This is a genomic window from Dyadobacter sp. BHUBP1 (assembly GCF_050587785.1).
Taxonomy (GTDB): domain Bacteria; phylum Bacteroidota; class Bacteroidia; order Cytophagales; family Spirosomataceae; genus Dyadobacter.
The window spans coordinates 298,041-324,895 of sequence record NZ_JBOBIH010000004.1 but is presented as its reverse complement, the minus strand read 5'-3'; the positions used below and the strand labels follow the sequence as shown (position 1 = coordinate 324,895).

Below are 26,855 nucleotides of genomic sequence, written 5' to 3'. Positions count from 1 at the left end.
TCACGGATCTTATTTTTATTTACTTAAAAACAAATACCCATCGCAATCTAAATTTATTCCCATAACAAAAACAAAATTCTGCCGTTACATTTTAAATTTAAACCTCGCTGCCTGTGTTCATTAAATCTACGGTATTTCCTTTCCGCCAATCGCAATTCGCCTGTTATATTTCGGGAATCCTCATGCTTTTTATGGTCGCTTGCGAAAAGCCGGACGAGCATGTTGCCGTCCCAATCTATTTCCCTTTAACCGCTGGCTCTTACCGCATTTACGCGGTAGACGAAGCGATTTATTCGACAGGCAACAAAGAACCGAAGGTTGCCAGCTGGTTTGAAAAAGAGGAAATAACCTATTCCAAAAAGGATTCAAACGGCGTTTCAGAATGTCTTATCTCCTATTCAATGCGTACTAAACCCACGGATTACTGGCAAAAGACCAAAGAATATAGCGCCTTTGTTTCCATTGATAAAGTAATGCAGAATAAGGATAATGAATTAATTACTTCGCTTGTATTTCCTTACAGTCCGGCTGCTAAATGGGACCCTTACCAGCATTTCTCTATGAATGACGAGGATCCCCGGTATGGTCATTTGTCTTATTATGACAATCTCGATCAGCCGCTGCAAATCGATTCGCTTTATTTCCCAACTACTTTAAAGGTCACCGAACGTATTGATACAACCGGGCCCGTGCTTTATCGTTTGGGATACAAGTATTACGCGGCCGAAGTTGGATTAGTTATGGATGTGCAAACCGACTACGATTACCTTCAAGTGAACGGAGATCTTGTTGGCTACCGGATCATAGACAAAGGCGTCCGGAGGATCCGGAAGATTATCGGCTATGGCGTGCGGAAGTAGAAGCGATGGCTTCTTCGATTTGCTTTCTGAGCCTATCCGGATTGTTTGCCGGCTGAACGGTGTGAAAGCGACCAACGGGGTCAATGATATAGGTAGTCGGATAGGCATTCACATTGTACGATTGAATGATCGGGTGCCCGCGCAGCTTATTCTCTGTAAAAACATGGTACCCCTCCACCCCGAACTTCTGAATTGCCCTCTTCCAGGTCGTTTCATTATCCACTGACACGGTTAAGAATACAACCCGGTCGTCTTTTTCGAAATGTTTCTTGACTGGCTCAATGGATTTAAAAAGTGCATGGCACGGCCCGCAGCTGGCAAACCAGAAATCGAGGTATATAGTCTTGCCACGGAACGAAGCAAGATACACCTTTTCACCAGACAGATTTTGCACCGAAAACTCCGGTGCTTTGTCCCCCACCCCGAGCCGATTCCTTGCAGCCAGTAACTCCAGAATATGTTGTTTCAATTGATTATCGGTAAGCAGGCCGGCAGCACTCGACACAACGGATTCGTTCACCTCGCGCGGAGCCGTTGTGATGTCCCATTTGAGGGTCATGAACAGAACGGGTGTACGCAGCTTTTGAGGAAGCATTTCGATCAATAGCTGGTACTTTCGCTCTTCAAAATTGCCGGTAACCGGCCGAACGTTGTCTTCAAGATGGATGGACGCGAGGCTTTTGACGGCGTCGACGTAGAACCTGGAATCGTAAAGTGCTTCGTCGTAATGCAGCAACTTTTTCATTTGTGCTATGGACGTTTCGCTCAGTTTTTCCCGGTGATTGGTTATAATGTTATTGTAGGAGTCCCCGAAAACAGTTACCAGGCCGCTTTGTTTAGCCTGTTGTACAGTAGCAGCCAAAGCTCCGAGTAACCTCTTGACACTTTCGATGCTCATCGAATTTGCAGAGAGTTCGATTCGGGCATGAATAGCATCCTGTAAACTATCCATTGCCGCAAACATATCATCCAGAGGATACCTGCGCCCCTTCGCAGCGACGCTAATGGTGCGTGCGACACGTTTGAAATCCATCATCGAATGCACGATTTCGAACTTCTCCCTTCCTTTCCCTGTGTAAGAAATGCTGTTCGCAAAATCCAGCCGGTCGTAGGTAATAACAATACTGTCGCCGGGCTCTATAAACCCGCCAAAATAGTTGGTCCCATCACTGAAGCTGAGAAATGTAGATTCCGTTATTTCAAATTGATAACTGAAATGTCCGTCTTTCACGGGTACGACTACACCGGCGGGATTGCTCGTCAGCTGGTTTGAAACGACGGTGCAAAGAAGATTTTCCTCCGCTGCATTGCGGGCGTGCCCTCGTACATGTACCAGGCCTGCAAGAGCCTGGTGCACGGAAAAAAGTAGTGTAAGACACCACATAAAGAATATTTTCATAGCTAATAAATGATTGACCTGCACATTTACTCATTCACTTCCACCGGGTCCGGCTCCTCCGTCAGGATAAATATCTCCTCGACCGGCTTGCCGAAAACCCGCGCTAACTTGATTGCCAGTACCGCAGAGGGGATGAACTTGCCGGTTTCGATCGCATTGATTGCCTGACGCGATACATCCACACGCTCGGCCAGTTCCGCCTGCGTCATACGCCTAACGGCACGCTCTACACGCAAGGTATTTTCCAGTTTCATGTCCCGGGCACTCAATCCTGATCCGCATTGAAATAGACACTCGCGTAATAACGAAGCGCGTAGGTCACCAGAAAAGTGCCACTAGCCATCCCCAGAATGCCCTGAAATGTATTTTCCATTTGATAACCGGGTGTAAAATAGAAATACGCAAAGGCGATCAGTCCCACCAGAAACTGCGCGATTACCGCAAACTGAATGGATTCCAGCCGGATCTTGTAAAAGTATTCATCCTGCTCTTTCGTCAGAAATACCAGGGCGCCCCCGAGAGTGAGCATGCATAGCGACACCATTCCGAACACTGCATTGACGTCCCAGAAATTGGCAGGATAAGGATAAGAACCATCGGGTTGCGTGTAGCCCGGCAAAATAACCCGGTAAACGTTGATCAGTCCTTCGCAGGACGCAGCCCATAAACATAAAAACCCGGTAATGGCCAGAAAAACCCCGGCTGCCCGATACCGCGCTGAAAGTACTAGTGCCATATTTCTCAAAGTTAAGTGACACTGCAATGTAATATACAGTTTACCAAAAGTAAAGTATACTTTACAAAAATTTATTCAAATGTGCCGGAAATTGCCCCGGTGAGGGAAGTACAGTATCTTACAGTGTTTCCTTTCTTCCATAAACAGCAGCTATGAAAGCGTTCTTCACTCGTTTCTTCACCTTCAACAACTGGGCAAACAAGGTTATTGCCGACTTTATTTCAGCCAACGACATACAGGACGAGCAGGTATTGCGAATTGCCTCCCACCTCGCACACGCGCAACGAAACTGGTATTTCAGGGTAATAGGGCAGCAAAACGACGTTCCGCTTTGGACACCGCTGCAACCATCGGCCATCGCCGCGCAGCTCGCCGAGAACGGTACGCTCTGGCTCTCGCACCTGAGTGAATTGCAGGACGACGACTTTCATACCAAACTGGCCTATAAAAACATGGCCGGGGATCCGTACCTCGATAACCTCGCGGACGTGCTCACACATATCGTGAATCATTCCACATATCACCGCGGACAGATCATCAATCTGATACGCGGGCTGGGTATGACGCCGCCCGGAACAGATTTTATCCTTTTTGCAAGGCAGATCCCCTGAGAACCACTTATAAGGATTGAATATAGGTCTTAATCAACGCTATCCCGACCGAATCGGGCACGGTTGTACCCAACTGCGGCATGCGGATGTTGGGGTTCGTTGCCTGTATCCGGTGTAGTATATGGTCTTTCCGCGCCTATTCGCGTGGCCGAAAATGGAACTTCGTACCCTAAAAACAACCGGGTACTTTCAGCGAAGCCAACGGACGAGTGGCAATGCGCGCAGTTGACGTCCAGGTATGCACGCGCACGTTGATCCAGGGCGATGGAAGGGTCCTGCCAGTCGGGCAGCGGCGCCAGCAGATCGTTGGGTTGGAGAGTCAGCAGACCGGCCTGCCGGAAATACAGCAGCTGATTTTCGTGATTGGGATGATCCGTCAGGGCTATGTTCAGGTTCCTCGCTTTCGGGCCGATGGGCGTAATGGATCGGCCCGAACGATGGCAGGAGGAACATTCTTCACTGGATGGAATGTGGTAGCGCAGCGTTTTACGAAGCCCTCGTTCATTCACCCAGCTCACAGTTTCGTCTGCTCCGCCTTCCAGCAGGAATGCATCGGTTTGGGCAGCATTCCATTTGTATGTTCCCACATTCCATTGCCCTTTGACCTTCACCAGGAGCCGGGTTTCAATCAGTTGTTTGCCGGCAGCAGGCTTTCGTTTGTCAGGGTAGTAAAAGAATGTCTTGACCAGGATCGAACTATCCGGAAAAACCGCTTTGCCGGATGAATCAAAGGAAAATCGCGTCCCTTCCGGTAAATGCAGTAAGCGCTGTTTTTCGGCATAATCGGTAAAAAGTTGGGTTGCCAGGTAATACCTGTCGAAACCGGCAGCGGGCCGTTCGATCGACCCGTCCGGAAATATGCCGTAATCCGACAGTTTGGGCGGTAGTGTGGCAGTATTCGCAATTGGCGCCATATTACCGAAATCACATGAACCGACTCCCCCGGCCACACCGCATAGCAGAACGATCGCGCAGTTGATCAAGCAGGTTTTCATGGCTTTTCAGCGTTGGAATTAAATCAGTTTCTTATGCCAGTCGACCCGGTAGCCGTATACCCAGTCCATTTTCCGCGCTTCCAGCTTCACGAAAAAAGGAAGCAGCAGATCGCGGAAAAATTGTTGAAAGCGGTTGGGAACAGTCTTGCTATCCCCCACTTTCCGTGCCTGTTGGATGATCGCCTGCACGCGCGCTTGGCGCAGCGATTGAAAACGGGCAAATGCGGCTTGTAAATCAGCAAGGTCGCGAATGCACTGGGCCAGCACCAACGTATCTTCCAGCGCCAGCGATGCGCCCTGCCCGATATGCGGGGCGGTAGCACGCGCCGCATCGCCGATCAGGCACACACGCCCTTGGTGCCACTGGTCCAGAAACGGTATATCGTAAATCGGGTAAATTTCAATGGTGTGGGCTCTCTCGATAATCGATACGATAGGTTCCGGGTCGTTCTTGTGCAGCGCCACCAACCGCTTCTTCAAAACTGCCAGTTCCGACTGGCTCAACTCATGACGCTGGGGTGCCGTTTTTTGAGCGATGTTGTTGAACCACCAGATTTCACCTTGCGTCGAAACCGCATATGCGAAGAAACCGCGCTCTCCAAACGTCATGCGAATGGCATCGGCCGGAAGCGCAAGCTCATCGAGCCGGGTGAATCCCCCCGTCGACAGCAGACCTGTATATTCGGGTTCAGGTGCATTAGGAAGAATCGCACGGCGGACGGCAGAATGAATGCCGTCGCAGCCGATCAGCAAATCGCCCTCTGCGGTAGAGCCGTCCGCGAAAGAGACCGTCACTGCCCCTTCAGGTTGCGCGATGGACACGAGCCGCTTGCCAAATTCGATCGGTATACCGGCCCGCTGAGCCGCCCTCCGCAAGGCGCCATTGACCAAGCCACGTTTCACCTGGACCGTCTCGCTGCCATAGCGCGACCGCTGTTCGGCATTATCGATAACTCCAATGGCCTTATTACGCGCATTGAAAAACCGGATCTTGCCGGGCGTATAATCGATCAATATCTCGTCGAGTGCGATGTATTCCTTCAAAATATTCAGCCCGTTTGGAGAAATCCCCAGGAACGCGCCCTCGGTATCGTCCGGCACTTCCCGTGCTTCGTAAATGACCGCCTGTACGCCTACCTTTTGCAGCGCCAGTGCCATGGCGGGACCGGCGATCCCGCAACCAATGATTATAGCTTTCATGATATCAATATGTTTAGCTGCTGCAGACGGTTATACTTGCGGGACAGCATTACCGGTCGTTTTCGCCGTCCGGTTAAGCGGAATGAGTATAAAAGAAAGAACCATAAATGCCGCCACGCGGACCAGGTTCATCTCCCGCCAGCGTGCAGCTTTTTGCACGAGCATTTGATCGACGGCATCTGTGACGGGTATTTGCTGAAAGAAAATGATCACCGGAGCGAAATACAGCAGCGTCCAGGCTCGCACGGCTATGTGCGCTACGAAGACCACCAGTAATATCTTCCGCCGGGCAGGTATTTTCCAATTCAGAATAAGAGCCGCCAGAAACGTTAGTTCGTGCAGCGAGTGGGCGACGATCCAGAAAACTTTAAAGTTTAATCCGTAAGGGCCGTGAAACAAATGCAGGGACGCCGGCGGCGCGGCCGTCCACACCGGAACCAGCACTGCCGTTTCAAATAATTGCGCACCGTTGAGCAACAGATAAGCCACTGTGGTGACTAACATCGAGGTGTTGGCCGCGGTGTGATCCGCAGCCGAGGTTTTAAGCGAAATTTCCATTCAAATGCATCGGTTCAGTTGTTATAATGACAAAATTATATCGATTTAGATATATAAACAACGAAACCGACTATTTTATTTACATTTACAGCAAAAACGATCCATTATGAAACCAGTTGTCGAATTGATCAGTGAGTGGGATAGTTACCAGGAAACACATCCGGATGCTACGGTGGCCGGTTTTTGCCGTCATTACCTGGCTATGGTGGAAACCAAAGCGTCGGGCGAGGGCCTTTTTTCCGGCATCGAACCGCCGGACATGACATCCACAGTAGCCAAGCTGGTTGGCCGGCTGGGCGCCATACTCACCACCTATTCTAAACTCGCGTTAAAAGAAGGAGCGGAAGTGGAACTGGATTGGTTCTATTGCCTGAATGCCATTTTCCATCAGGGAGAGGCCCGTAAAATTGACATTATCACTTATAATTTTCTCGAACAGACGACCGGCATCGATATGCTCAACCGGTTGAAAAAAGCCGGTTACATTTCCGAAAGGGCCGATCCTTCCGATAAGCGCGCCAAGCTCGTACAGCTCACCGCCGAAGGAAAGCAACTGCTGTTCAAGCTCTATGAGCGGCTGTATTTGCCAGCCTACTTGCTGTTTGGTGAAATGTCAAAAGGGGATGCTCACTTAATGGTGAACCTGCTGGGCCCTATCGAGCAGAAGCACGGAAAAATATTAGAAGAGAACCGCGCCAAAGGCTTCGCCGATTTGCTGACGGAGATATTAGGTGTTGAAAAAATCGATGAGATAAACCGGTTCCAGCAAAATCAGATTACGCAGTTCGCTGCCGGCAAACCGTGACGAGGCATCATGCTTTCGCCCAGGTTTGCATATTAAGATCCATATACCCAAAAAAGAAGCCTTTTGGAGTTCACGATGTTAATATTCCTTACAATTCAGTTAATGTTTTGCGCAATCTTCCTATCCAAATACAATTCCTTTGTATTGTTATAAACCAAAGACCCAACAGAGGTAACTACCATATTATCAGCGCCTGTACAGCTATCCCCGGCTATCATCATGAAGACATTAGTTTGTGAATCTCCCGGAAATTTCCGGTACCACGAGTCCGAAATCCCCGCTCTGACGGAAAATCACACGATCTTAAAAATCAAAACCATCGGCATCTGCGGTACCGATTTGCACGCATTCGAAGGAACACAGCCGTTTTTCAATTATCCGAGAATACTCGGCCATGAGCTCGCCGGTGAAATCGTGGCAACGCATGGAGCACCAGGCTTTTCCGTGGGAGAAGCCGTTACTTTCCTACCCTATTTCCACTGCGGGCATTGCATCGCCTGCCGCAACGGTAAGACCAATTGCTGCACGAGCATGAAGGTTTTCGGGGTGCATATCGACGGCGGGATGTCCGAATTCATTTCCGTACCGTCCGACAAACTGGTTCATGCGAAAGGGCTTACGTTTGAAGAACTGGCATTGGTCGAGCCGCTTGCAATCGGTGCTCATGCCATCCGCCGGGCCGGAGTTACGGCCAATGATACAGTACTGGTCGTGGGAGCAGGTCCCATCGGTTTGGGAGTGATGGAATTTGCCCGGATCGCAGGTGCGAAGGTGATCGGCCTGGATATCCATGCGGGCCGGCTGCGGTTCTGCGAAGAGAAAATTCAGCTGGAACACGGCATCAATGGCTTAACGGAGGATGTGGCCCGGGAATTGGCCCGTCTGACCGACGGCGATATGCCCACGATAGTTGTCGACGCCACCGGCAGCCTCAAAGCCATTAACAAGGGGTTTGAATACTTGTCTCATGGCGGAACATATGTACTCGTGGGCCTGCAAGGCGGGGAAATTGCTTTCAGCCATCCCGAGTTCCACAAGCGGGAAGCGACGCTGATGAGCAGCCGGAATGCTACGAGGGCCGATTTCGAATACGTTATCAGTTGCATTAAAAACGGGCTGGTAACCCCTGCGAACTACATTACTCACCGCGTCGAATTCGGCGAGGTTAAGTCCGACTTTGAAAGCTGGCTCGATCCCGCCACGAACGTGATCAAAGCCATGGCATTCATGGATTAACCCCGCATCCATAACCCAAAAACTATCTATCTTATACGGACCTTTTTTATGAATCTTTTACCCAGAAAGTTAATTGCTGTCTCACTTTTGGGGCTTTGGTGTTTCGGTTCATTCGCGCAGAAGCCTGCGGAACTGAAACTTTGGTATAAACAGCCGGCCGTCAGATGGGTGGAGGCACTGCCGGTTGGGAACGGGCATATTGGCGCGATGATCTTCGGAGGCGTAGAACAGGAGCTGCTGCAACTCAACGAGAGCTCGCTCTGGTCGGGCGGACCAGTGAAAACGAATGTGAACCCGGCCTCGGCGTCGTATCTCCCGCAAGTCAGGGAAGCGCTTTTGAAAGAACAGGACTACCAGAAAGCCAATGCATTGCTGAAAAAGATGCAGGGGCTTTACACCGAGTCATACATGCCGATGGGTGACTTACAGATCAGGCAGGATTTTAAGGACAAAAAGCCAACGAGCTACTACCGGGACCTGGATATTGCCCATTCCATCGCCAGTACGAGCTTTACTGTCGACGGGGTCAACTACAAAAGGGAAATTTTCACCTCGGCGCCCGACAATATTCTGGTTATCAGAATATCGGCTTCAAAACCAAAACAGCTCAACTTTACGGTTTCGGCCAGCAGCCAGCTGCATTACAAGCTAGAAACCGCTGGCAAAGAGCTCGTCGTGAATGGCAAAGCTCCCTCGCACGTTAATCCGAACTACTACAATCCACCCGGACAGCAGCCGATCATCTACGACGATCCCAATGGCTGCAACGGTACACGGTTTCAATTCAGGATCAAAGCGGTAAGCAAGGACGGCATTATTTCCACGGACACCTCGGGGATTAAAGTGAAAGATGCGACCGAAGTGTTTGTATACCTGTCGGCGGCCACGAGCTTCAACGGATTTGATAAATGCCCTGACAAAGACGGGAAAGATGAGAAAGCGCTGGCCAAAGGTTACCTGGACAAGGCGCTAGCCAGGCCCTATACCGATCTCAAAAATCGACACGAACTTGATTATCATACCTATTTCAACCGCGTGAAGTTCGAGCTGACGGATCACACACCCGACAACCCCAATCTGAAACTGGCGTCCGACGAGCGCCTGAAAGCCTACTCAAAAGGAGATTATGATCCGAAGCTCGAAGTGCTTTACTATCAATACGGAAGGTATTTGCTGATCTCGTCTTCACGTCCAGCGCTACCGGGCGTACCCGCGGGCCCGCCTGCGAACCTGCAAGGCATATGGAACAAGGAAATGCGGCCGCCTTGGAGTTCCAACTACACGATCAATATCAACACGCAGATGAACTACTGGCCGGCAGAGGTGACGAACCTTTCGGAAATGCATATGCCCCTGCTCGCTTGGATCAAAGACCTTTCCCAAACCGGCAAGGTGACGGCAAAGGAATTTTACGGTGCACGTGGCTGGGTAGCACATCATAATGCAGACATATGGAGGCTATCCAACCCGGTCGGCAATGTCGGGGATGGCGATCCGGTGTGGGCCAACTGGTATATGGGTGCCAATTGGCTGTGCCAGCACCTGTGGGAGCACTACCGGTTTTCGGGCGACAAGGCATTCCTGCGTGACAAGGGCTATCCGCTCATGAAGGAGGCAGCGCTGTTTACGCTCGATTGGCTCGTGGAAGATCAGGACGGTTACCTGGTGACAGCCCCTTCCACTTCCCCGGAGAACAAGTTCAAAGACCCCAAAGGCGGGGAAGCGGCCGTTTCGGTAGCTACTACCATGGACATTTCCATTGTGTACGATCTGTTTTCGAACCTCATCGAGGCAGCGGATGTGCTCGGCAAAGATCCGGAATTTAAAAAGTTGCTGATTGAAAAAAGGGCTAAACTCTACCCACTGAAAATAGACAAGCGAGGCAGGTTGCAGGAATGGTACAAAGACTTTGAGGAAACCGACACCTTGCACCGCCACGTATCGCACCTGTTCGGACTGCACCCGGGACGTCAGATTTCTCAAAACACGCCGGAATACTTCCAGGCAGCCAGGAAAACGCTCGAAGTGCGTGGCGACCATGGAACCGGGTGGAGCAAGGGCTGGAAAATCAATTTCTGGGCGCGGCTCCTCGACGGCGACCACGCCTACAAGCTCATTCGACAGCTGATGAAATACACCAATGAAGGCAATAGCGAATACAAAGGCGGCGGGACATACCCTAACTTTTTCGACGCCCACCCGCCTTTCCAGATCGACGGAAACTTTGCGGGAACTGCGGGGATGTCTGAAATGCTGATCCAGAGCCATTTGAAAGAAATACACCTTTTACCGGCCCTCCCCTCCGACTGGAAGGAAGGCAGCATCAAAGGGCTCCGCGCACGTTCCGGGTTTGAAGTGGATATAAACTGGAAAAATGGAAAGCTCGCGAGCTCTGTCATCAAATCACTGGACGGACAAACGTGCAGGATCAAAACCGATGCACCTGTGAAGGTAGCCGGCGCCACCACTACGAAGACCGACGCCGGGTATATAACCGAGTTTAAGACCGTAAAAGGCAAAACCTATCAGGTTCTGGCTGTTAACTGATTGCATTCAGGTCTGTATCTGAAATCAATATAAAAGTCTTTTCAATAAAACAGCCCGGTTGCGATCAGTAACCGGGCTATTTTCTATTGGTAGTAATGTGGTTAATGCCTCGCGCCCGTACGATAGGCATCGCGGATCTGGCGCTGGTACTTTGCATGCAGCATCGCGGCCACTTTCGCGCTATTTCCCTTCGGCTCGACAGGATAGTCCTTTCGCGTATTCACCCATTGCCACTCCCATTGGCGGATTGATTTTTCAAAACCCTGCCAATCAGGCGTTGTCTTGGATTTCATTGAATTCTCCAACATACCAAAGAACCGCTCCCACCTCACCTTATAAAAGTCGTTGAGCAGCCCGCTCCACTGGCGGTTGGCGTATTCATGCAACGGACTGTCCGCATCGCCCCATAGCGTGATCAGGTCACGGGCATTTTGCTCGTAAAGTGCCTTTTCTGCAGGCGTAGTCCCCCATTGCCTCGCCGAGGCAATCCACGGGCCGAGCAAAAAGTCTTTGCGGGTCGCCAGCAGCAGGTCCAGGTCTGTGATCAGTTCAAGAAAAGCGCGGCTGTTTTTTTCAAAAGCTGCTTTATCTCCGCTGCGAAACGCCTCCACCCATCGTTTCTGAACGACCAATGCATAATTGGCCAGTACCTGTCGCGAAATGTCGGTCAGGTCGTAGAGGAAACCTTCGGTATGAGGCCCCTTCATCCCCGCTTCCATGAAGAGCTCCCAGGCCGGAAGCAGGTCGGCAGGCGGGTAGTTCAGCTTGGTCCGGGTCCATACGGTGGTAGAGTCCAGCGTAGGCCTGCCGGTAATGATCGACTCGGCCCCGTCGCGTATTTCCATGCCGTTGTAAGCAGTGCGCCGGAGGATTTGCCACGCCTTTACCAGCCGCTCGTCGTCTTTCCCATACCGGTTGCGTGCATATTTGGGAAGCCAATCATCGAGGTCTATGGGCGTTGTCCGCCAGGTGTGGTCCATCATCAGCTCGTAAATGACGGGATTCTGCTCGATGGCCTCCATCGTCAGACCAATCCCTTCCATGCGCTTTTTGGCGGGGTCGTTCCAGGCGGCCGCCGGTCCCTGGGCTACGCCATCCATTCGTCCGAAGAGGTTCACATTGCCGCCGAAGTTGTTGAGCATGTTCCATATCCAGGGCTTCCCGTAAAAAGCGTCCGTCCGCTTCCAAACCGGCTCTATTTCCGCGGCCAGGTCCAGCAACAGCATCCGGTCGTCGGGTACCGCATTGAGCAATGCTTCAATCTGCGGCGCTTTCCAGAACTTGCGGTCGCTGTAAAATAGCCAGCCCTGCATTACCCACACGGCTTCGGGGTCAGCCTGCTGCATCCCCTGGTAAATACGCTCGCTGAGTTTGGAAAGGTAAGCGGGATCGTCGGTAGGTGGCTCGTTTTCATTGAATGTATCAGCCGAATAGAGGTGGTCGGTGCCGTAAAGTTCTTTTTGTTTATCCAAAAAACGCTTCCCTATCTCCGCAAAAAGCGGGTCTTGTGAGTCGAGAATGTAGGTATCCCCGAAACCGTTGGTCCAGTTGGTCGCTTTCAGCTGGGCGTTGGGATATTTCTTGCGGAACGCCGCCGGAACGTGCCCGGTAAATGCGGGCAGCACTGGTTTCATCCCCAACTCCCGTTCGCGCCGGACGATCTGCTGTTGCAAAGTCTTGTGGCTTTCCATCCAGCTCAGCGGCAACGGACCACCCCAGCCATCGAGATTACCCATCCAGAACCAGCCAAAATAGGCCGGACCGCTGAAAAAGTCTTTGAGATCCTCTTCTGTAAAACCCATCTCCTTGTACACCTGCAACCACACATACTCTTCCCCGGTAATGGCGAGCGGCATGTTGATGCCATGCAGGGCCATCCAGTCGATCTCCTTCTGCCAACGGTCCCAGCCCCACCAGCTCATGCTGTAATTGAAAGTGCAGTAATTGAGATTATAACGATACCGGTACACCGTTTCCTTCCGCACTTTGGTCGGCACGACGGGTAATTGGGCAGGCAGCGTCAGGTTTGTACCATTCCAGGTAATCTGGCAATGCACATATTCGGTGAGGTAATGGTATAAGGCAGAGGCTATCGCTACGCCGCTGGAACCACGAAGGACGATTTTACCCGCTTTACTTTCGATTTCAAATTCATCCTTACCCGACCCCGAATGCAGTTCCTCTACCTGAAAATGCGAAGCGTGCGTTGGGACCACTCTCTGTATCAGGGAACTTGCGGGATTGACAACCGCCTGGGCGATGGAAGTCTTCGCGAGAACACTCATCAAAAAGGTAAGACAAAACCGGTTGACCCTTCCCAACCATCGAGGAGAAGAACCACCATTACGGAAATGATTCATTTTAAAATACGGAATGATTGGCCTGTCGGCAGCTGAATGCTGCGACTGGAACGATGTGAATGAAAGCATTCTCCGTACCCGAAATGCGGCTACGGAGGATGTTGTAAATCAATAACCCGGATTCTGGACCAGGGCAGGGTTGAGTTGCAGCGCCACTCTTGGGATCGGGAAAATGCGCTTGTTCACGTCCGAATCGGTTTTGTAGCCCCATTTGCCCTCGAACTTCCCGAAACGGATCATGTCATTCCGGTGCCAGCCCTCCGAGACAAATTCACGCGCTCTTTCCGCGTAAATAAATTCAAGATTAACGCTCGTTAAAGCCGGCGAGGTGGTCCGCTGCGCCCGCAGCTCATTCACCAGCGACAATGCGGTATGACCAAGCGTCGGACTTCCGCCGCGCAGTATCGCCTCGGCTTTCATCAAAATAATATCAGAATATCTGAAGACGGGGATATCATTGTTCTGATTCCGGTTGAGCGAACTCGCATCGGGGTAAAACTTCATATTGCGGTACCCCATGTGCCAGGCGATTTCATCGTTACCCGCGTCAAAAGAAGCTACGTCCTGACGCAGTACCACTTCCGGCGTCAGTTTCACCTGGTAAGTGTAGGGTGCTGACGGATCGCTGCCTTTGTAAAACTGATCGTAACCGATTTTGGTCGTCGTCACAGTCAGCGGGGTGACGCCGTCGTTCATATACTGCAACCCGGTAAGCCATTGCTTGTTACGGATATCGCCTTCGTCATTGAAATTGGCGTAATATTCCGGCAGCGTACAAGCACTTCCGGCAGGCGTATACGGCAGGTTGAACTTCTTAACCATGCTTCTCGGAATGTCGTACCGCGCGCGGATGTTGACGCTTCTGAATGGGAAAGTATTGGTTTGCGCCGGGTCGTAAGGAATCGCGAAAATAAACTCCTTCATCTGAGGCCCGTTGTTCGGATAGAACATGTTCAGATAACTGTTTCTGGGCTCCAATGCATACAATCCCGAACCGATCACCTTGTCGCAGGCGGCAATGCAGTCGTTATACCGGTTTGTGCCGGTGTAGTACTCGGCGTTCAGATACATTTTGGCCAGCAAGGCATAGGCAGTCCATTTGTTGGGCCTTCCGTATTGAGACACGCCCGATACATCGTTCAGATTGGGGATCGCATCCTGGATTTCTTTTTCGATAAAATTGAAAACTTCTGTCCTGGGCGAGTTGGTTTTGGGTGCAAAATCACCGTAAGTCGTATAGATAGGCACATTCCCAAAACTATCCATCATCATGAAATAGGCTAATGCGCGTACCATTTTGATCTCCGCCAGGCTCGTTTGCTTCGCTGCGCCGTCGGGCATTTTCTGTTCCAGAATGGAGAGCGTCTGGTTGGCGACGCCGATGATGGTCGACAACCAGGTCCAGTGGCCGTTCACATAGCCGTTGTCCACCGTCCAGGTGTGCAGATGCAAAGTCTGGTTTTGACCGCCGTCGTACCAGTTCCCTCCCCGGGCGGGCATAATGCCCTCATCCGTGCTATATGCCGCGATCTGATAGGCTTCCGCTCCGAAATTCCCCCTCAGTGCCACATAAACAGGCCCGGCTGCGGAAATGAATTGTTCATCCGTACTCGGGAAAACGTCGGTCGTCAGCGCGGTCGTGACCGGCACGTCCAGGTCGTGGCAGGCAAACAGCGCGGTTGCCGCCAGCGTTGAGAAAACTAGTTTTATATATGAATTCTTCATGATCCTGCTTCGATGTTAGATGGAAATATTCAGACCGAATAGAAACGTACGGGTCTTCGGATAGAAGTTGTTGTAGTCAACGCCCGGCGCAATGCCACCCTGGTTAACCTCCGGATCCACACCTTTGTATTTGGTGATGACAAACAAGTTGTTGACGGAAGTATAAACCCTCAGATTTTTGACATACGGCCCCAGCTTCTTGAAATTATAGCCCAGCGTAGCATTATCGAGCCTCACAAAACTGCCGCTTTCCAGGAAACGCGACGAGTAAACGTAAGCATTGAAATCACTCACCGGTTCGTTGGCCACTTCCGCGAGAATATTGGCATACTGCGCAGTACTCGGCCTGAACAGGTCGGCGCGGGTCGCATTGAAGATCTTGTTTCCGAATACACCCCTCACGAACACGTTCAGATCGAAGTTTTTGTACCTCAGGCTGTTCGTCCAGCCCATCATCAACTTGGGTTGCGAGCTACCCAGGTAGTGATAGTCTTTTCCAACTACCGGCGTGGTCGTCAGGCTACCGTCTGCGGCTACGAATTGAGAAACGCCCGCTTCATTTTTTCCGGCGTACAGGAACGAAAAGAATTGTCCCAACGGACGGCCCGCTTTCAGGATCTGAAGTGACCTTCCCGACTGCCCGCCGCCCTCGGGACGCGACAACAATACGGAATCTCCGCCCGCAAAAAGGGGATTCGTAAGGCTGGTGATCTCGTTTTTATTGTGCGCCAAATTGATTCCGCTCGTCCAGCTGAAATTAGTCCGGTCCACTATTTTCGCATTAAGGTTGAACTCAACGCCTTTGTTATTCACGCTTCCGCCATTTGCTACAATGCTTCCCGATGGCACCAGGATCGGATCCACCGTGTAGGAATAGATCATCCCAGTGGTGTTTTTATCATATACTTCGAGTGAACCGTTTACCCGGTTGCCCAGCACGGCAAAGTCGAGACCGACATTGGTCGTAGCCGTTTTCTCCCATTTCAGATTAGCATTTTCGGACTTCGTCGGACCGTATGCACCTGTGAGTGAGCCATTGTAGTAGTACGTACCCAAAGCGCCAGAGATGAATTGCGCCGTGTAGGCATTGAAGCCGGTGGCATTACCTGTAACGCCGTAGCTGGCTCTCAGTTTCAGGTCACTGAATACATGCTGGCTTTCCATGAAACCTTCCTGGCTGATTCTCCACGCGGCACCTACCGAAGGAAAGTAACCCCATTGATTATTGGCCCCGAACACCGAGCTGCCGTCCCTTCTGACCGACCCTTGCAGCAAATACTTGCTTTTATAGTTGTAGTTGAATCGGGCAAAATCGGAAATCAGCTGCGTTTCCTGGTACACGCCATCCGGCCCGAAGCTGATCTGATAGCCCGACGTGCCGTACGGATTGCTCAAAGCGAGGTTATTGTAGGTGACGTTATCGACCGGGAAATTGCTGGTAGTCACCTGGAAGCCTTGCCCTACCTTGTTGTTCTGCCACGAGTAACCTACTACCGCATTGATGGAATGATCGCCGAATTCCTTGTTCCAGGTCAGGTAAGTTTCCAGGATTTTACTGGTATTCTGGTACGAACTCCTGTTTGCCTGCCCGTTTTTTCCGAATGATTGAACAGAGTGGAAACCCAGGCCCGGATCCGGGTTATCGTACATATTATTGTAATTGTTCGTAAAATATTTATTGTAGTACGTTCCCTGCAAGGCATTGGTATTCAGGTACGAGATATCCAGATTGTAAGTCAGCCCGAAAGGCAGCTCCACCTGCGTTTTAAAACTTCCGATGAGATTGTTCGATTTCGTATTCATCTCACTGTTATGGATCATCGCCACCGGATTGTAGTAGTTGGTATTCTGAAAATTTTCAAAATAGGAACCGTCCTCTTTTCTGATCGGCGAAACAGGCAGGTAAGAAGTGGATTGCAACAAAACAGTATTACGATAAGGAATATCGTTGGCATTACTATGCGAGTTTGTAACCGAGAAGCCGAATTTCAATTTGTCCTTCAAGGCACGCTGCTCAATGGACAAACGGCCGATGACGCGGGTCAGATCACTGTTCAGCAGGATACCGTCTTTCTTCACGTAGTTCAAACTCGCGGCGTAAGTCGTGTGTTCGCCGCCGCCATTGAAAGACAAGTTGTGATTGGTGGAAACCGCGGTCTTTTTCTGGATAGACGACTGCCAGTCTGTATTGGCCCCTTTGTCATCCGCAGGCGTAAAGCCGATGCCGTTTTTATCCAGAAAGGCCCTCAGCTGGTCCGCGGTCATCATATCCAGTTTGTTCGAAACCTTCTCGATACCCACATAACCGTTATAGGAAATCTGCATCGTCCCTGCTTTTCCCTTTTTGGTGGTAACCATGATGACACCATTGGCGGCGCGGTTACCATAGATGGCCGTTGCAGCCGCGTCTTTCAACACATCGATGGAAGCGATATCATCCGGCGCAATGGTGGCAATATCGGCCCCGGGCACACCGTCGATCACGTAAAACGGCCCCTGCGCGCTGTTAATCGTGGACGCACCGCGCATCACCACCGCCGCCGGCTTGTTGGGGTCCCCGCTGGCAGTGATGTTCAGTCCCGGCACTTTCCCCTGAAGTAACTGTCCTACATCGGTAATGGCGCCGTTATTGAGTTCCTCCCTTTTGACCGTACTGACCGCACTCGTCAGATTTTTCCGCGACTGCTGACCATAACCCACTACTGCCACCTCATTCAGGGTAGTGTTGGCTTCCTTTAATGCAACCGAAATGTTCGTTTGCTTCCCTACCAGAACTTCCCTGGATTCAAACCCGATGTAAGAAAAAACAAGTACATCCGTATCCGTTACGTCGATCGAAAAATTTCCGTCGGCATCCGTCACCGTCCCGAGTTTGCTGGCCTTCACAACGACGGTCACGCCTACGAGCGGCTTTCCGTCCGAGCCCATAACCTGCCCCTTGATCAGTTGCACGGCTTTGGGGGCCGGAGGTGCTATCTTCAACTGCTTTTTAGCCTGCAAAACCACCGTTTTGTCCACGATGGAGTATTCCAGCGGCTGGTTGACGAAGCATTTCGCCAATACTTCTTCGAGCGTGCTCTCCCGCATGGAGATCGTCACCCTCTCCGACTTCTGGATTAGTTCCGTTTTATACCAGAACGAGTAGCCGCTCTGTTTTTCGATTTCCTTCAAAACCCTTTCCAGCGGTGCATTCTTCGCCAGGATGGTGATCTTCTGCGAAAAGCTGCTGGCGCTTACCTGCATGCAGAATGCGAGCGAAAAAATAAAGATCAGTTTCATAACCAGAATGGCCCTGATAAAGGGAGAGCGGGGCGGTCCTTCATAGGCATACAAGGCCCCCAGCCCCTTTTGGATAAAAGAGTTGTGGTTCATACTTTTGTCTTGAGAGTTGGTACTAAACAGTAGGACAATTGTTTACGGATGCCAGGCTCTTGCAGGATCGGGAGCGGTTGCAACGTTCCCGTTCTTTTTTTGCAGACACCGGCGAAGTAGTCGTTATTCGGTCATAGGCAGGAGGTTTACGGTGTCACAATAATGGTTTTATCTTCAATCCTGAACTTCACCCCGCTCAATGCAAGGATTTTCAGCAGTTTGGATACATTGGAGTTGCGCGGCAGCCGGCCCGTAAAATTCTCTCCGCGGGTATTTCCTTCATACTGCACCTCTACGTCATACCAGCGCGATACCTGCCGCATAACGCTTTCCAGGCTCTCGTTTTCGAACTGGAAATAGCCGTTTTTCCAGGAAAGCTCCTTGTCTGTATCCACGCCTTCCACTACCCTCACGTTCCCCGTCCCCGCATTGATGCGCGCCTGTTGGCCAGGGGCGAGCAGCGCTTCGCTGGTGCCGCGCGACACTTTTACCGCCCCTTCGAGCAGCGTCGTCCGCATTACCTTCTCGTCGTCGTAAGCCATCACATTGAAATGCGTACCCAGCACGGTGATCCGTGTTTCACCATTTTTCACCACGAAAGGCATATGCTTGTTATGCGCCACTTCGAAGTATACCTCGCCGGTAATCTCCACATTCCGCTGCTTGCCGGTGAATGCGGTCGGGAAGCGGAGGCTCGATGCGGCATTCAGCCATGCGCCCGTTCCGTCGGGCAATACAATGTGGAATTGGCCGCCCTTGGGCGTAGTAACGGTATTGATCACCGGCACGGCCGCCGCCCCCTGCCCGGATTTGTACACCAGCTGCCCTTTACCCGCTTGCGTTACGCTCGTACCGCCCTGGCTCGCGAGTAACCCGTTACCTGCGCTGTCCAGCGTGATACTCGACCCGTCACCCAGTGTCAGCACGGCTTTGTTGCCGCCCGGAGGCAGGTCGGCTGATTGCGTCACGGCCACCTTCTGCTGCGCCAGTTGCACCTTACCCTGGTAGCCTTTCCACCAGTAGAGTCCCAATCCGATCAGAAGCGCCGCCGCCGCCAGCTTAGGCCAGAGCCAGGTAATGCCGCGCGCCTGTTCCGGCTCATCGAAGGTTGTTTCCTCTGACGGGAAAATGTTCGACAGAATGCGGTCCGATACAGCCTCAGGCATCGGCTCGCGGGGTTCGAAAGTATCCCAAAGCCGTTCCAGTCCCCGGGCAATGCGTTCATCGTCGGGGTTCAGGCGTATCCATTCTGCCAGCTCCCGTTTTTCAGAAACAGCAAGCGTTCCGTCCATCAATTTGCCTATCAGAAGGCCTATCCGCTCGTCGTTCATAAAATATCTCCATTCCGGCATTGATCCTTATTTAATTCGGCCATCCGGCTATTTGTTTCAAACAAAAGCAAGCGGTTACGACCGGTTGCCAAATGAAAGACAATCGGGAAAACGGCAGGGACTAGTCTGCACCGAAAATTTTTGATTTATTTTTTTAAAGCGAGTAGAGCGGTCACGACGAGCAGTGAATCGGCGTGGCGGCGGAGCTGGTGGCGAATGGTCGCCATTGCCTGCACCATGTGGTTTTTGACGGTGTTGGGCGAGATTTTCAGGAGTCCGGCAATCTCTTCATGGCTTTTGCCTTCATCGCGGCTCAGCCGGTAGATCGTCTTCTGCTGAGGCGGCAGCGCCTCCACGACGGATTTCAGCACTTGCTCCACCTCCCGCGCAGCGAGCATATCCTGGGCATTGTTACCCGCCTGGTCGCCATCCCGGAACATCTCTGAAACGATCGCCATTTCGTGGGCTACACGCTTGAAATGATTGAGTACCTGATTTTTAGCCATCCGGAAAATATAGTTTCCGAAGTTGTCGATGGAAGCCATCGCGGCACGTTCCACCCAGAGCTTCATAAACACATCCTGGACGATATCCTCCGCCAACATTTCCGATTGCGTCAGCCGCAGCGTGTAGCTGTACAGTTTGTGCTTATGACGGTGAAAGAGTGTGACAAAAGCAGCCTGACTTCCCTGTGCAACAGAAAGCAAAAGATTCTTTTCCCGATCCAGATAAGCCTCACTCAAACGTTATACAGAATTAATACCTAACAAGTAACCAAAAGGCAATATATTATTCTAAAAATCCATTACAATTTAAACAAAAGTATAGGATAGCGCAAACAAAACAAAAAGCATAACAAGCACGGAACCGCACACATCCGCTTCTTGCCCGGCACCACAGCTGGTTACTTCCACTCACTCGCGGGCCCCGCCCGACGCCTCCCGTTTCAGTGCCTGCATGAATTGCAATGGCGACTTACCATATTCCTTCTTGAATACCCTCGAAAAGTTGGAGCTGCTTTGCAAACCGACACGGTCAACGACCTTGTTGAGCGGGATGTCTTCGTGGGTCATTATCTGGATTGCTTTTTTTAACCGGATCGTACGCACGAAGTCCCCGACGGACTGATCGGTAATGCTTTTGATCTTTTGGTACAGTTTGGTCCGGCTGGTGTATAAATGCCGGCAGAGGAAGTCGACATCCAGGTTCGGGTCTTCCATATGATCTTCGATGAGCTTCAGCAATGCCTGGAAAAACTCCTTGTCTTTCTCCGAATGCACCAGTTCGCTGGCCTCCGAAAGATAATTGTTGGTGAATTTTTTGCGAAGTTTTTCACGCTGCTCGAAGACGTTATTGACCGTCAGCATTAGCAGGTCAATGCTCAGCGGTTTGGAAAAATAAAAATCCGCGCCCGATTCCATTCCCTCGATCTTGCTGGTGAGTGCGTCCTTTGCCGAGAGGATAATGAACGGAATATGGCTGGTTTCAAAACGCTCCTTGATCTGCCGGCAAAGCTCGATGCCGCTGATACCCGGCATCATCACGTCGCTGATAATCAGGTCGGGCACCTTTTCCGCGGCCAGCTTCATGGCTGTATCACCATCGGCGGCCTCGTATATAAAATACTGCTGCTCAAACCTTTGCTTCAAGAAAATACGCAACTCGGCATTGTCATCCACGAGCAGGATGCGTTTTCCTGACTGGACACCCTCCTGCCGGCCCGAAACGGGATCGGTAAGAGGTGCCAGGATCGAATGATCAGTAGGTTCGAGCCGCACCTCCGGCTCGAAAGTGGATGGCGCACGCTCCGTCTCAGCCCAGTTTTCTTCGCCCAGTGGTATCCCGATGATAATCTCGGTGCCCTTGTAGCGCTCGCTGTACACATATATGTCGCCCTTGTGCAGGTGCGTAAGGCTCTTCACGAGCGCAAGCCCCACGCCCGAGCCCAGGTGGTCGCTGCTGATGCGGTAGTAGCGATCGAAAATCCGGGTAATGGTATCGGCCGAAATACCGATACCGGTATCTGCTACACGGAAATACAGGTACTTTCGGGCCCGGTGCGTCTGGTGCAGCAGTTCGAAACCCGTCTCGAACGACCGTTTGAATCGGTTGAGGTCGGTAAAAATTTCAAAGGTGACCTCTCCCCCATCCTGCGTGTATTTGAACGAGTTATTCAGCAGGTTCAGCAGTATCTTTTCCAGAATCTGGGCATCGAAAAGTCCCATTAACGGCCAGTGGGTTTTCTTCTGCGTATGGTCGATGAGATTCAATACAATGTTCTTGCTGGCTGCCACACCATCGAACTCCGCTGTCAGCTGCTTGCAAAACTCACTGACTGCCAGGGGCCTCACCTGCAATTTAATCAGACTATCGGATACTTTTTTGAAGTTCATCAGTTCGCTGATGAGATTGATAAGCCGCTTTGCATTCCGGTGCATGAGCTGGTAGGAATGCCCGAGCGCGGCGTCGTTGTTCCGGCTTATCAGACTTTCCAGCGGGCCGAGTATCAGCGACAGCGGCGTGCGGAATTCGTGCGAAACATTGGTGAAGAACATCAGCTGCTGCTGGTAAAATTCTTCCCGCTGGCGGTGTATTTCCTCCCGCTCCTGTTCGGCTACCCCGCGCACCTCTATTTCCCTTTTGAGCCGGTGCCAGCGTGCCTGGTAAAAGTAAATACCCGCCAATGCGGAAATGGCCAGCAGCGCGTAGAGTGCCTTAGCCAGGTCGGTCTTCCACCACGGCGGACTGATGTTAATGTTGATTTCCGCGCGGCGCCTGCTCCATATGCCGTCGTTGTTGGTCGCTTCGAGCACGAGCCGGTAATTTCCATAACTCAGGTTGCTGTATCCGGCCCTGGGGTTATTGCCATCGGTGTAATTCCAGTCGTTGTCAAAGCCGATCAGCTTGTAGCGGTACCTGCATTTAAGCGGGTTGGCAAAATGCATGGCCGAGAAGGAAACGATGAAGTTATTCTGCTGATAATTGAGCTGCACATTCTCACCATAGCCGATGGCCTGGCTCACCACATCGTCCGTATCGGCCGATCCGTCGATTTCAGGCCGCCGGTTGTTGATCAGGATTCCGGTAAAAACCGGCTTGGCGGCGATGGTGTTGGGGCGGATTTGCTGCGGATAAAAATAATTCAGGCCGTTGATGCCCCCGAAATACATTTTCCCGTCGGCCGCTTTGAACGACGACCTGATTTTGAAACTGTTCCCCTGCAAACCGTCGTTTTTGTCGTAACGGATCAGTTTCCCCGTCTTCGAATTGAGGCATAGCAAGCCGTTTCCTCCCAGCCAGATGTTATCGCCGTCGATCTCGATGCCTTCCACATCATTGAAAATGCCATGGTTCTCTCCAAAATGCTCGATACGTGTGGAGCGGTCGCGCTCACGCAACGAGAGTCGGTGCAGCCCGCCCCCGATCGTGCCGATCCAGTAGGTACTGTCATTCTGCCTGCCTATCACAGCGCTGTAATCCGAACTGAGCGAATGAGGCTGCGACGTCGCCCGGTAACTGATGGTCCGCAAAACGCGCCCCTGCGCATCGACCGTAATACGTTTCACGCCCTGCCTGGTCGCGACAAACAATTCCGGTTTGTCCTTTTCAGCCAGAATAAAATGTCCTTCGTCATATTCCCGGACGCGGTATCTCCCTGTCGCGTCTTTCCATATCACCCCGAGCTTTTCGAGATTTCCGTACCAGATGTTTCCGTAGTAGTCGGCCACCAGCGTGGTTATCCCGAAACTGGGAAACTGTTCATGGCCGTCGGGCTTCCATATTGTCTTTTTGTCGGGCCGGAGAATATCGATTCCCGACTCGGTACCGATCCATAAGTTATGGGCGGCGTCAAATGCCAATGCGGCGACATTATCATTCCGCAGCCTGACGGACGAATTCACGGCATTATAATTGGTGTGGGCTCCCGATTTTCGGTCGTAAAAATCCAGGCCATCCGCATTGGTACCGATCCAGAGATCGCTTCCATCTTCATAAATCGAACGTACGTAGCTGCCGGTCAGCGAATTTGCCTGCCCGGGATCATGCCGCATCGTATAAAAAAGCTTCTGGTTCAGATCGAAATAATTGAGCCCTCCACCCGACGTCCCGACCCACAGGCAATCCGACCGGTCGATATAAACGCGAACGACGGCGGTGGAATTCAAGCTGCGCGGCGCGGATACCTCGTCGATTTTCTGGATCATATTCAGATTGCCATCCAGCCGGATCAATCCCGTGCGGGTATTGACCCAGTAATCCGGGCCATTACCTGCCGCTATCCCGACGATAGGCGTACATTCGGCGCAGGTGAATTGCTTTTTAACAAAAGGCAATTGCCCGCCGCCCGCCAGCAGTACCTGGTTGCCGGAAGCAATGAGCAGATTGTTCCGGTTATCGAAAAAAATTCGCCTGAGACTTTCCGACGGCAAACCGCTCACCGGCACCTTGACAAACCGCCGCTTGCCTTCGAGCCGCCAAAGCCCTTTGTCGCTCGCAAAATGGAGGACGCCGTTCCGATCGGGCTGCATATCGAAAAAACGAATACCGGCAGGGACGCTCAGCGGCAGCTCATCCAAGGTAGTACCGACGATCCGGTACAACCTGATTTGACTACCGGTCAAGCCGTAGATCAGGTTACCGGTCGGTTTGAAGAACTTCCAGAAAACGGGGTTCTTGCTGGTTTTCCGGATTGTGTAATCAATATACCGCTCATTGGCGGGGTCGAAGCATTGCACTCCGTTTTCGGTACTGAGCCAGATCTTGTCTTCGCCATCGGGGTGGAGCGCGATAATGCGGTTTTTGAATGCATTCTGGAGCGGCACATTGGTATTGTAAAACTGCTGAACCGAATAACCATCGTAACGATCGAGGCCAAAATTGGTCCCTACCCAGATATACCCCTTCCGGTCCTGCGCGAGGTCGTTTACATCGGTATGCGACAAACCTTCGTCCACCGTGAGGTAGCTGAACTTATAGGGGAAGCCCTGCCCAAAGACATAGCCCGGAACAATACACACAACCAGCCACAGGGATATTAACAGGCTCCTCATCAGATTTTATACAATCACATATTCGGTGAATACCATATCCGGGCAAAATTCCGTCTTAAACCGGATTTGTGCAACCGTTTGACGAGCCGTTTTTTTGAAGAAATGAACAATTTGTCAAGAAATGTGTATGATCTGGCAATGATTGTACCCTGCTGAAAGTGGTTATTTGCAACGCATTTGTTTTGAACAAATTAATCATCAAATCATCACATAATAGCACTAAGATCCACAATTTATGAACACCCTCGCTATTGTTCCGATACTGGGAAAAACCCCGCTCGGGCACGCTAAAATTGACTCCCAAAAACCCTTAACCAGTCTTTTATTCAAGCGGCTTTATCTTTCCATCCGGCAACAATCGCCGTGGAAAGGTACGCTGGTAATGGACCTTACCAATAACCCCAACTCAAAGGACAGCAAAACCCAGGACGATTTCAGAACCTACCTGGCCGCGAAGGAATCGCTGTCCGAAATGCAGATCACCCACAAGCAGGCATTCGCCCAGCTTTATGCCCGTTGGCTGTCCGAGCTGGGCCGCCAACCCGACCGCCTGCGTATTATTTACGACAAAGACGAGGGATTCATTGAATATCCGGTCAAACTGGTGATGCAGGGAAAAGAAAAAGTGGTCATCCAGGTTCAATAGCGCCGTTCAACGTCATTCTCCATCAGGCCCCGGCTGCATGCAACGCGTCTGCGTCGGGCGGGGTTTTTAATGCACTTCTACCCACATTCCGAACTGGGCCGCCAGGTTAGCCGCCAGATAAGGGCTGCCCATCTCCCATCCTCTGGTTTTGCCATTGAGTGCTACATAGGCCGAAAGCCCCTTGCCGATGGCATGGAACAGCCTGGCGCGGACTGCTCCGCCCGTCAGATGTTCCTGTTTCAAAAACGATTCGGGCTGTTGCCAGCCTTGCAGCGTGAGGTCGGCGCACCATTTATCGGCGAGGCGGTGGTTGGCCACGCCCAATTCAATCCCGTAATATCTGTGGTCGTGGTTATCGTAGCGATATGCGCCGAATAACAGATCGCGATTGCCGACCTGCACGGGTAAGATCAGCGAAATGCTATTGCCAAAATGGGTAGGCGCGTACTGCGTGAAGAAGCTGAAAGCAACGCCCCGCCCCAATCGTATCCTGTTGATCATCAATATTGCAGGATTAAGGTAGTTGAGCAGTGAGAGCTTTTTTTGCCTGAGCAGAAAGGCCTGGGTCTCCTTACTCAACTCCGAAAACCCTACCCGTCTGTTGACACCCTCCCCGCCTTTGAATCTGGTCCGCTCGGTAAATGCGGTTTCCGGACTGAACATATCATAAGCCCAGGCTGTCAGGTCAGCGCCGGCAAAATCACGCTCCGTTTCCAGCGGGTTTTCGAATGTCGGCGACCATACTTTGGCCGAATCGCTCCCGGGGCTGGTTGAAAACCGGAAATAGTTGTGCACATACCAGGCATTGTAGAGCACCAATGCCCCTTTGGGCAACTTCCGCTTTTTGTAAAAATCCTCCACTACAATGCGCTTATTAAGCAGTACTTCCGATTGCACGCCGGCGGTGTACGCATAAAGCAGCGCGTTCGGGTTCGTTTGCTTCAAAGCTGACAATGCGGCATCGGTAATCCCGTAAACCGTCCCGTCCCACCGGTTTGGAAACCAGTTGCCGTTTTTGGAGGCGATTCTGTTCACGCCCAGCACCGTCCGGTGAAACTCCTCGTGCGCCCATTCCCCAAGCGGGATAGGCAGTTCGCTCGCAAAACGCGAAAAGCCGAGCGTCATGCCGTATTTGAGAATACCATTCCAGATCCTTTTTCCGGGAGACTTCGGGCGCACGATGGCATCGCTCAGGGCGTTTATTCCCCAGAATGAAAGCTCGTACATCCCCCTGGCATATTCGAGGGACTGGTCCATCGACACGTAGCGCTGCGAGAGGTCGGTGAGCTGCGGATAGTCCACCAGCGGGACGGTAAGCCGGAGCTTGTACTGCAAGGTGTCCTGCGCCTGCGCGGGCAAATGCGCGGCCAGCAGCGCCAGTGACGCCGCAATTAAAACTTTGATTTTCATGGCTGATTTATGG

19 protein-coding genes are annotated in these 26,855 nt (G+C 51.6%); 6 read left to right on the top strand and 13 right to left on the bottom strand.

The features are described from left to right. Positions 1–113 precede the first annotated feature (113 nt). Positions 114–860, top strand: coding sequence for a hypothetical protein (locus ACQ4MZ_RS17910; protein WP_430846923.1), 747 nt, complete (start codon positions 114–116; stop codon positions 858–860). Here the strand turns inward: ACQ4MZ_RS17910 and ACQ4MZ_RS17905 are convergent. The 3 genes from ACQ4MZ_RS17905 to ACQ4MZ_RS17895 are packed head-to-tail and all read right to left on the bottom strand — an operon-like array spanning position 835 to position 2,995. Next, the gene (locus ACQ4MZ_RS17905) at positions 835–2,259 is read right to left on the bottom strand and encodes a TlpA family protein disulfide reductase (RefSeq protein ID WP_430846921.1); all 1,425 of its coding nucleotides are present in this window, start codon (positions 2,257–2,259) and stop codon (positions 835–837) included. The two genes, ACQ4MZ_RS17910 and ACQ4MZ_RS17905, sit on opposite strands and share 26 nt — an antisense overlap. A 26-nt stretch (positions 2,260–2,285) precedes the next feature. Continuing rightward, positions 2,286–2,513 carry a helix-turn-helix transcriptional regulator gene (locus ACQ4MZ_RS17900; RefSeq protein WP_430846919.1) on the bottom strand — a complete coding sequence of 76 codons (228 nt, stop codon included), beginning with the start codon at positions 2,511–2,513 and terminating at the stop codon, positions 2,286–2,288. An 11-nt stretch (positions 2,514–2,524) separates the two neighbouring features. Then, a complete protein-coding gene (locus tag ACQ4MZ_RS17895; RefSeq protein ID WP_430846917.1) occupies positions 2,525–2,995 on the bottom strand; it encodes a hypothetical protein in 471 nt (156 codons plus the stop codon). A gap of 152 nt (positions 2,996–3,147) precedes the next feature. Here ACQ4MZ_RS17895 and ACQ4MZ_RS17890 point away from each other — a divergent pair, with 152 nt between their 5' ends. Beyond that, the gene (locus ACQ4MZ_RS17890) at positions 3,148–3,606 is read left to right on the top strand and encodes a DinB family protein (RefSeq protein ID WP_430846915.1); all 459 of its coding nucleotides are present in this window, start codon (positions 3,148–3,150) and stop codon (positions 3,604–3,606) included. A 29-nt stretch (positions 3,607–3,635) separates the two neighbouring features. On the opposite strand, the gene ACQ4MZ_RS17885 is transcribed toward ACQ4MZ_RS17890, so the two are convergent. The 3 genes from ACQ4MZ_RS17885 to ACQ4MZ_RS17875 are packed head-to-tail and all read right to left on the bottom strand — an operon-like array spanning position 3,636 to position 6,359. Beyond that, entirely contained in the window at positions 3,636–4,601 is a 966-nt protein-coding gene (locus tag ACQ4MZ_RS17885; protein ID WP_430846913.1) for a hypothetical protein, read from the bottom strand. Between the two features lie 18 nt (positions 4,602–4,619). Further along, entirely contained in the window at positions 4,620–5,801 is a 1,182-nt protein-coding gene (locus ACQ4MZ_RS17880) for an FAD-dependent monooxygenase (protein ID WP_430846911.1), read from the bottom strand. 30 nt (positions 5,802–5,831) lie between these two features. Next, positions 5,832–6,359: a transposase gene (locus ACQ4MZ_RS17875; protein WP_430846909.1), complete on the bottom strand. Its 528-nt coding sequence runs from the start codon at positions 6,357–6,359 to the stop codon at positions 5,832–5,834. 106 nt (positions 6,360–6,465) lie between these two features. Between ACQ4MZ_RS17875 and ACQ4MZ_RS17870 the strand changes: the two genes are divergently transcribed. The 3 genes from ACQ4MZ_RS17870 (at position 6,466) to ACQ4MZ_RS17860 (ending at position 10,947) form a co-directional block, all read left to right on the top strand. Beyond that, positions 6,466–7,164 carry a MarR family winged helix-turn-helix transcriptional regulator gene (locus ACQ4MZ_RS17870; protein WP_430846907.1) on the top strand — a complete coding sequence of 233 codons (699 nt, stop codon included), beginning with the start codon at positions 6,466–6,468 and terminating at the stop codon, positions 7,162–7,164. Positions 7,165–7,383: 219 nt separating this feature from the next. Continuing rightward, a complete protein-coding gene (locus ACQ4MZ_RS17865) occupies positions 7,384–8,400 on the top strand; it encodes a zinc-binding alcohol dehydrogenase family protein (protein WP_430846905.1) in 1,017 nt (338 codons plus the stop codon). A 48-nt stretch (positions 8,401–8,448) separates the two neighbouring features. Further along, entirely contained in the window at positions 8,449–10,947 is a 2,499-nt protein-coding gene (locus ACQ4MZ_RS17860; protein ID WP_430846903.1) for a glycoside hydrolase family 95 protein, read from the top strand. A gap of 101 nt (positions 10,948–11,048) precedes the next feature. On the opposite strand, the gene ACQ4MZ_RS17855 is transcribed toward ACQ4MZ_RS17860, so the two are convergent. The 6 genes from ACQ4MZ_RS17855 to ACQ4MZ_RS17830 all read right to left on the bottom strand — a co-directional run bounded on the left by ACQ4MZ_RS17855 (position 11,049) and on the right by ACQ4MZ_RS17830 (position 24,786). Further along, a complete protein-coding gene (locus ACQ4MZ_RS17855; RefSeq protein WP_430846901.1) occupies positions 11,049–13,232 on the bottom strand; it encodes an alpha-N-acetylglucosaminidase in 2,184 nt (727 codons plus the stop codon). A 183-nt stretch (positions 13,233–13,415) separates the two neighbouring features. Continuing rightward, on the bottom strand, positions 13,416–15,032 hold the full coding sequence (locus tag ACQ4MZ_RS17850; RefSeq protein WP_430846899.1) for a RagB/SusD family nutrient uptake outer membrane protein: 1,617 nt from the start codon (positions 15,030–15,032) through the stop codon (positions 13,416–13,418). A 15-nt stretch (positions 15,033–15,047) separates the two neighbouring features. Then, the gene (locus tag ACQ4MZ_RS17845) at positions 15,048–18,404 is read right to left on the bottom strand and encodes a TonB-dependent receptor (protein WP_430846897.1); all 3,357 of its coding nucleotides are present in this window, start codon (positions 18,402–18,404) and stop codon (positions 15,048–15,050) included. A gap of 146 nt (positions 18,405–18,550) precedes the next feature. Continuing rightward, positions 18,551–19,756, bottom strand: coding sequence for a FecR domain-containing protein (locus ACQ4MZ_RS17840; RefSeq protein ID WP_430846895.1), 1,206 nt, complete (start codon positions 19,754–19,756; stop codon positions 18,551–18,553). A 125-nt stretch (positions 19,757–19,881) separates the two neighbouring features. After that, positions 19,882–20,478 (bottom strand): RNA polymerase sigma factor, encoded by a 597-nt coding sequence (locus ACQ4MZ_RS17835; protein ID WP_430846893.1) that lies wholly within the window; start codon positions 20,476–20,478, stop codon positions 19,882–19,884. 171 nt (positions 20,479–20,649) lie between these two features. Further along, on the bottom strand, positions 20,650–24,786 hold the full coding sequence (locus ACQ4MZ_RS17830; RefSeq protein WP_430846891.1) for a hybrid sensor histidine kinase/response regulator transcription factor: 4,137 nt from the start codon (positions 24,784–24,786) through the stop codon (positions 20,650–20,652). 235 nt (positions 24,787–25,021) lie between these two features. On the opposite strand from ACQ4MZ_RS17830, the gene ACQ4MZ_RS17825 reads away from it, so the two are divergent. Continuing rightward, positions 25,022–25,432, top strand: a complete 411-nt coding sequence (locus tag ACQ4MZ_RS17825) for a hypothetical protein (RefSeq protein ID WP_430846889.1) — start codon at positions 25,022–25,024, stop codon at positions 25,430–25,432. A 66-nt stretch (positions 25,433–25,498) separates the two neighbouring features. On the opposite strand, the gene ACQ4MZ_RS17820 is transcribed toward ACQ4MZ_RS17825, so the two are convergent. After that, a complete protein-coding gene (locus ACQ4MZ_RS17820) occupies positions 25,499–26,842 on the bottom strand; it encodes a hypothetical protein (protein ID WP_430846887.1) in 1,344 nt (447 codons plus the stop codon). Positions 26,843–26,855 lie beyond the last annotated feature (13 nt).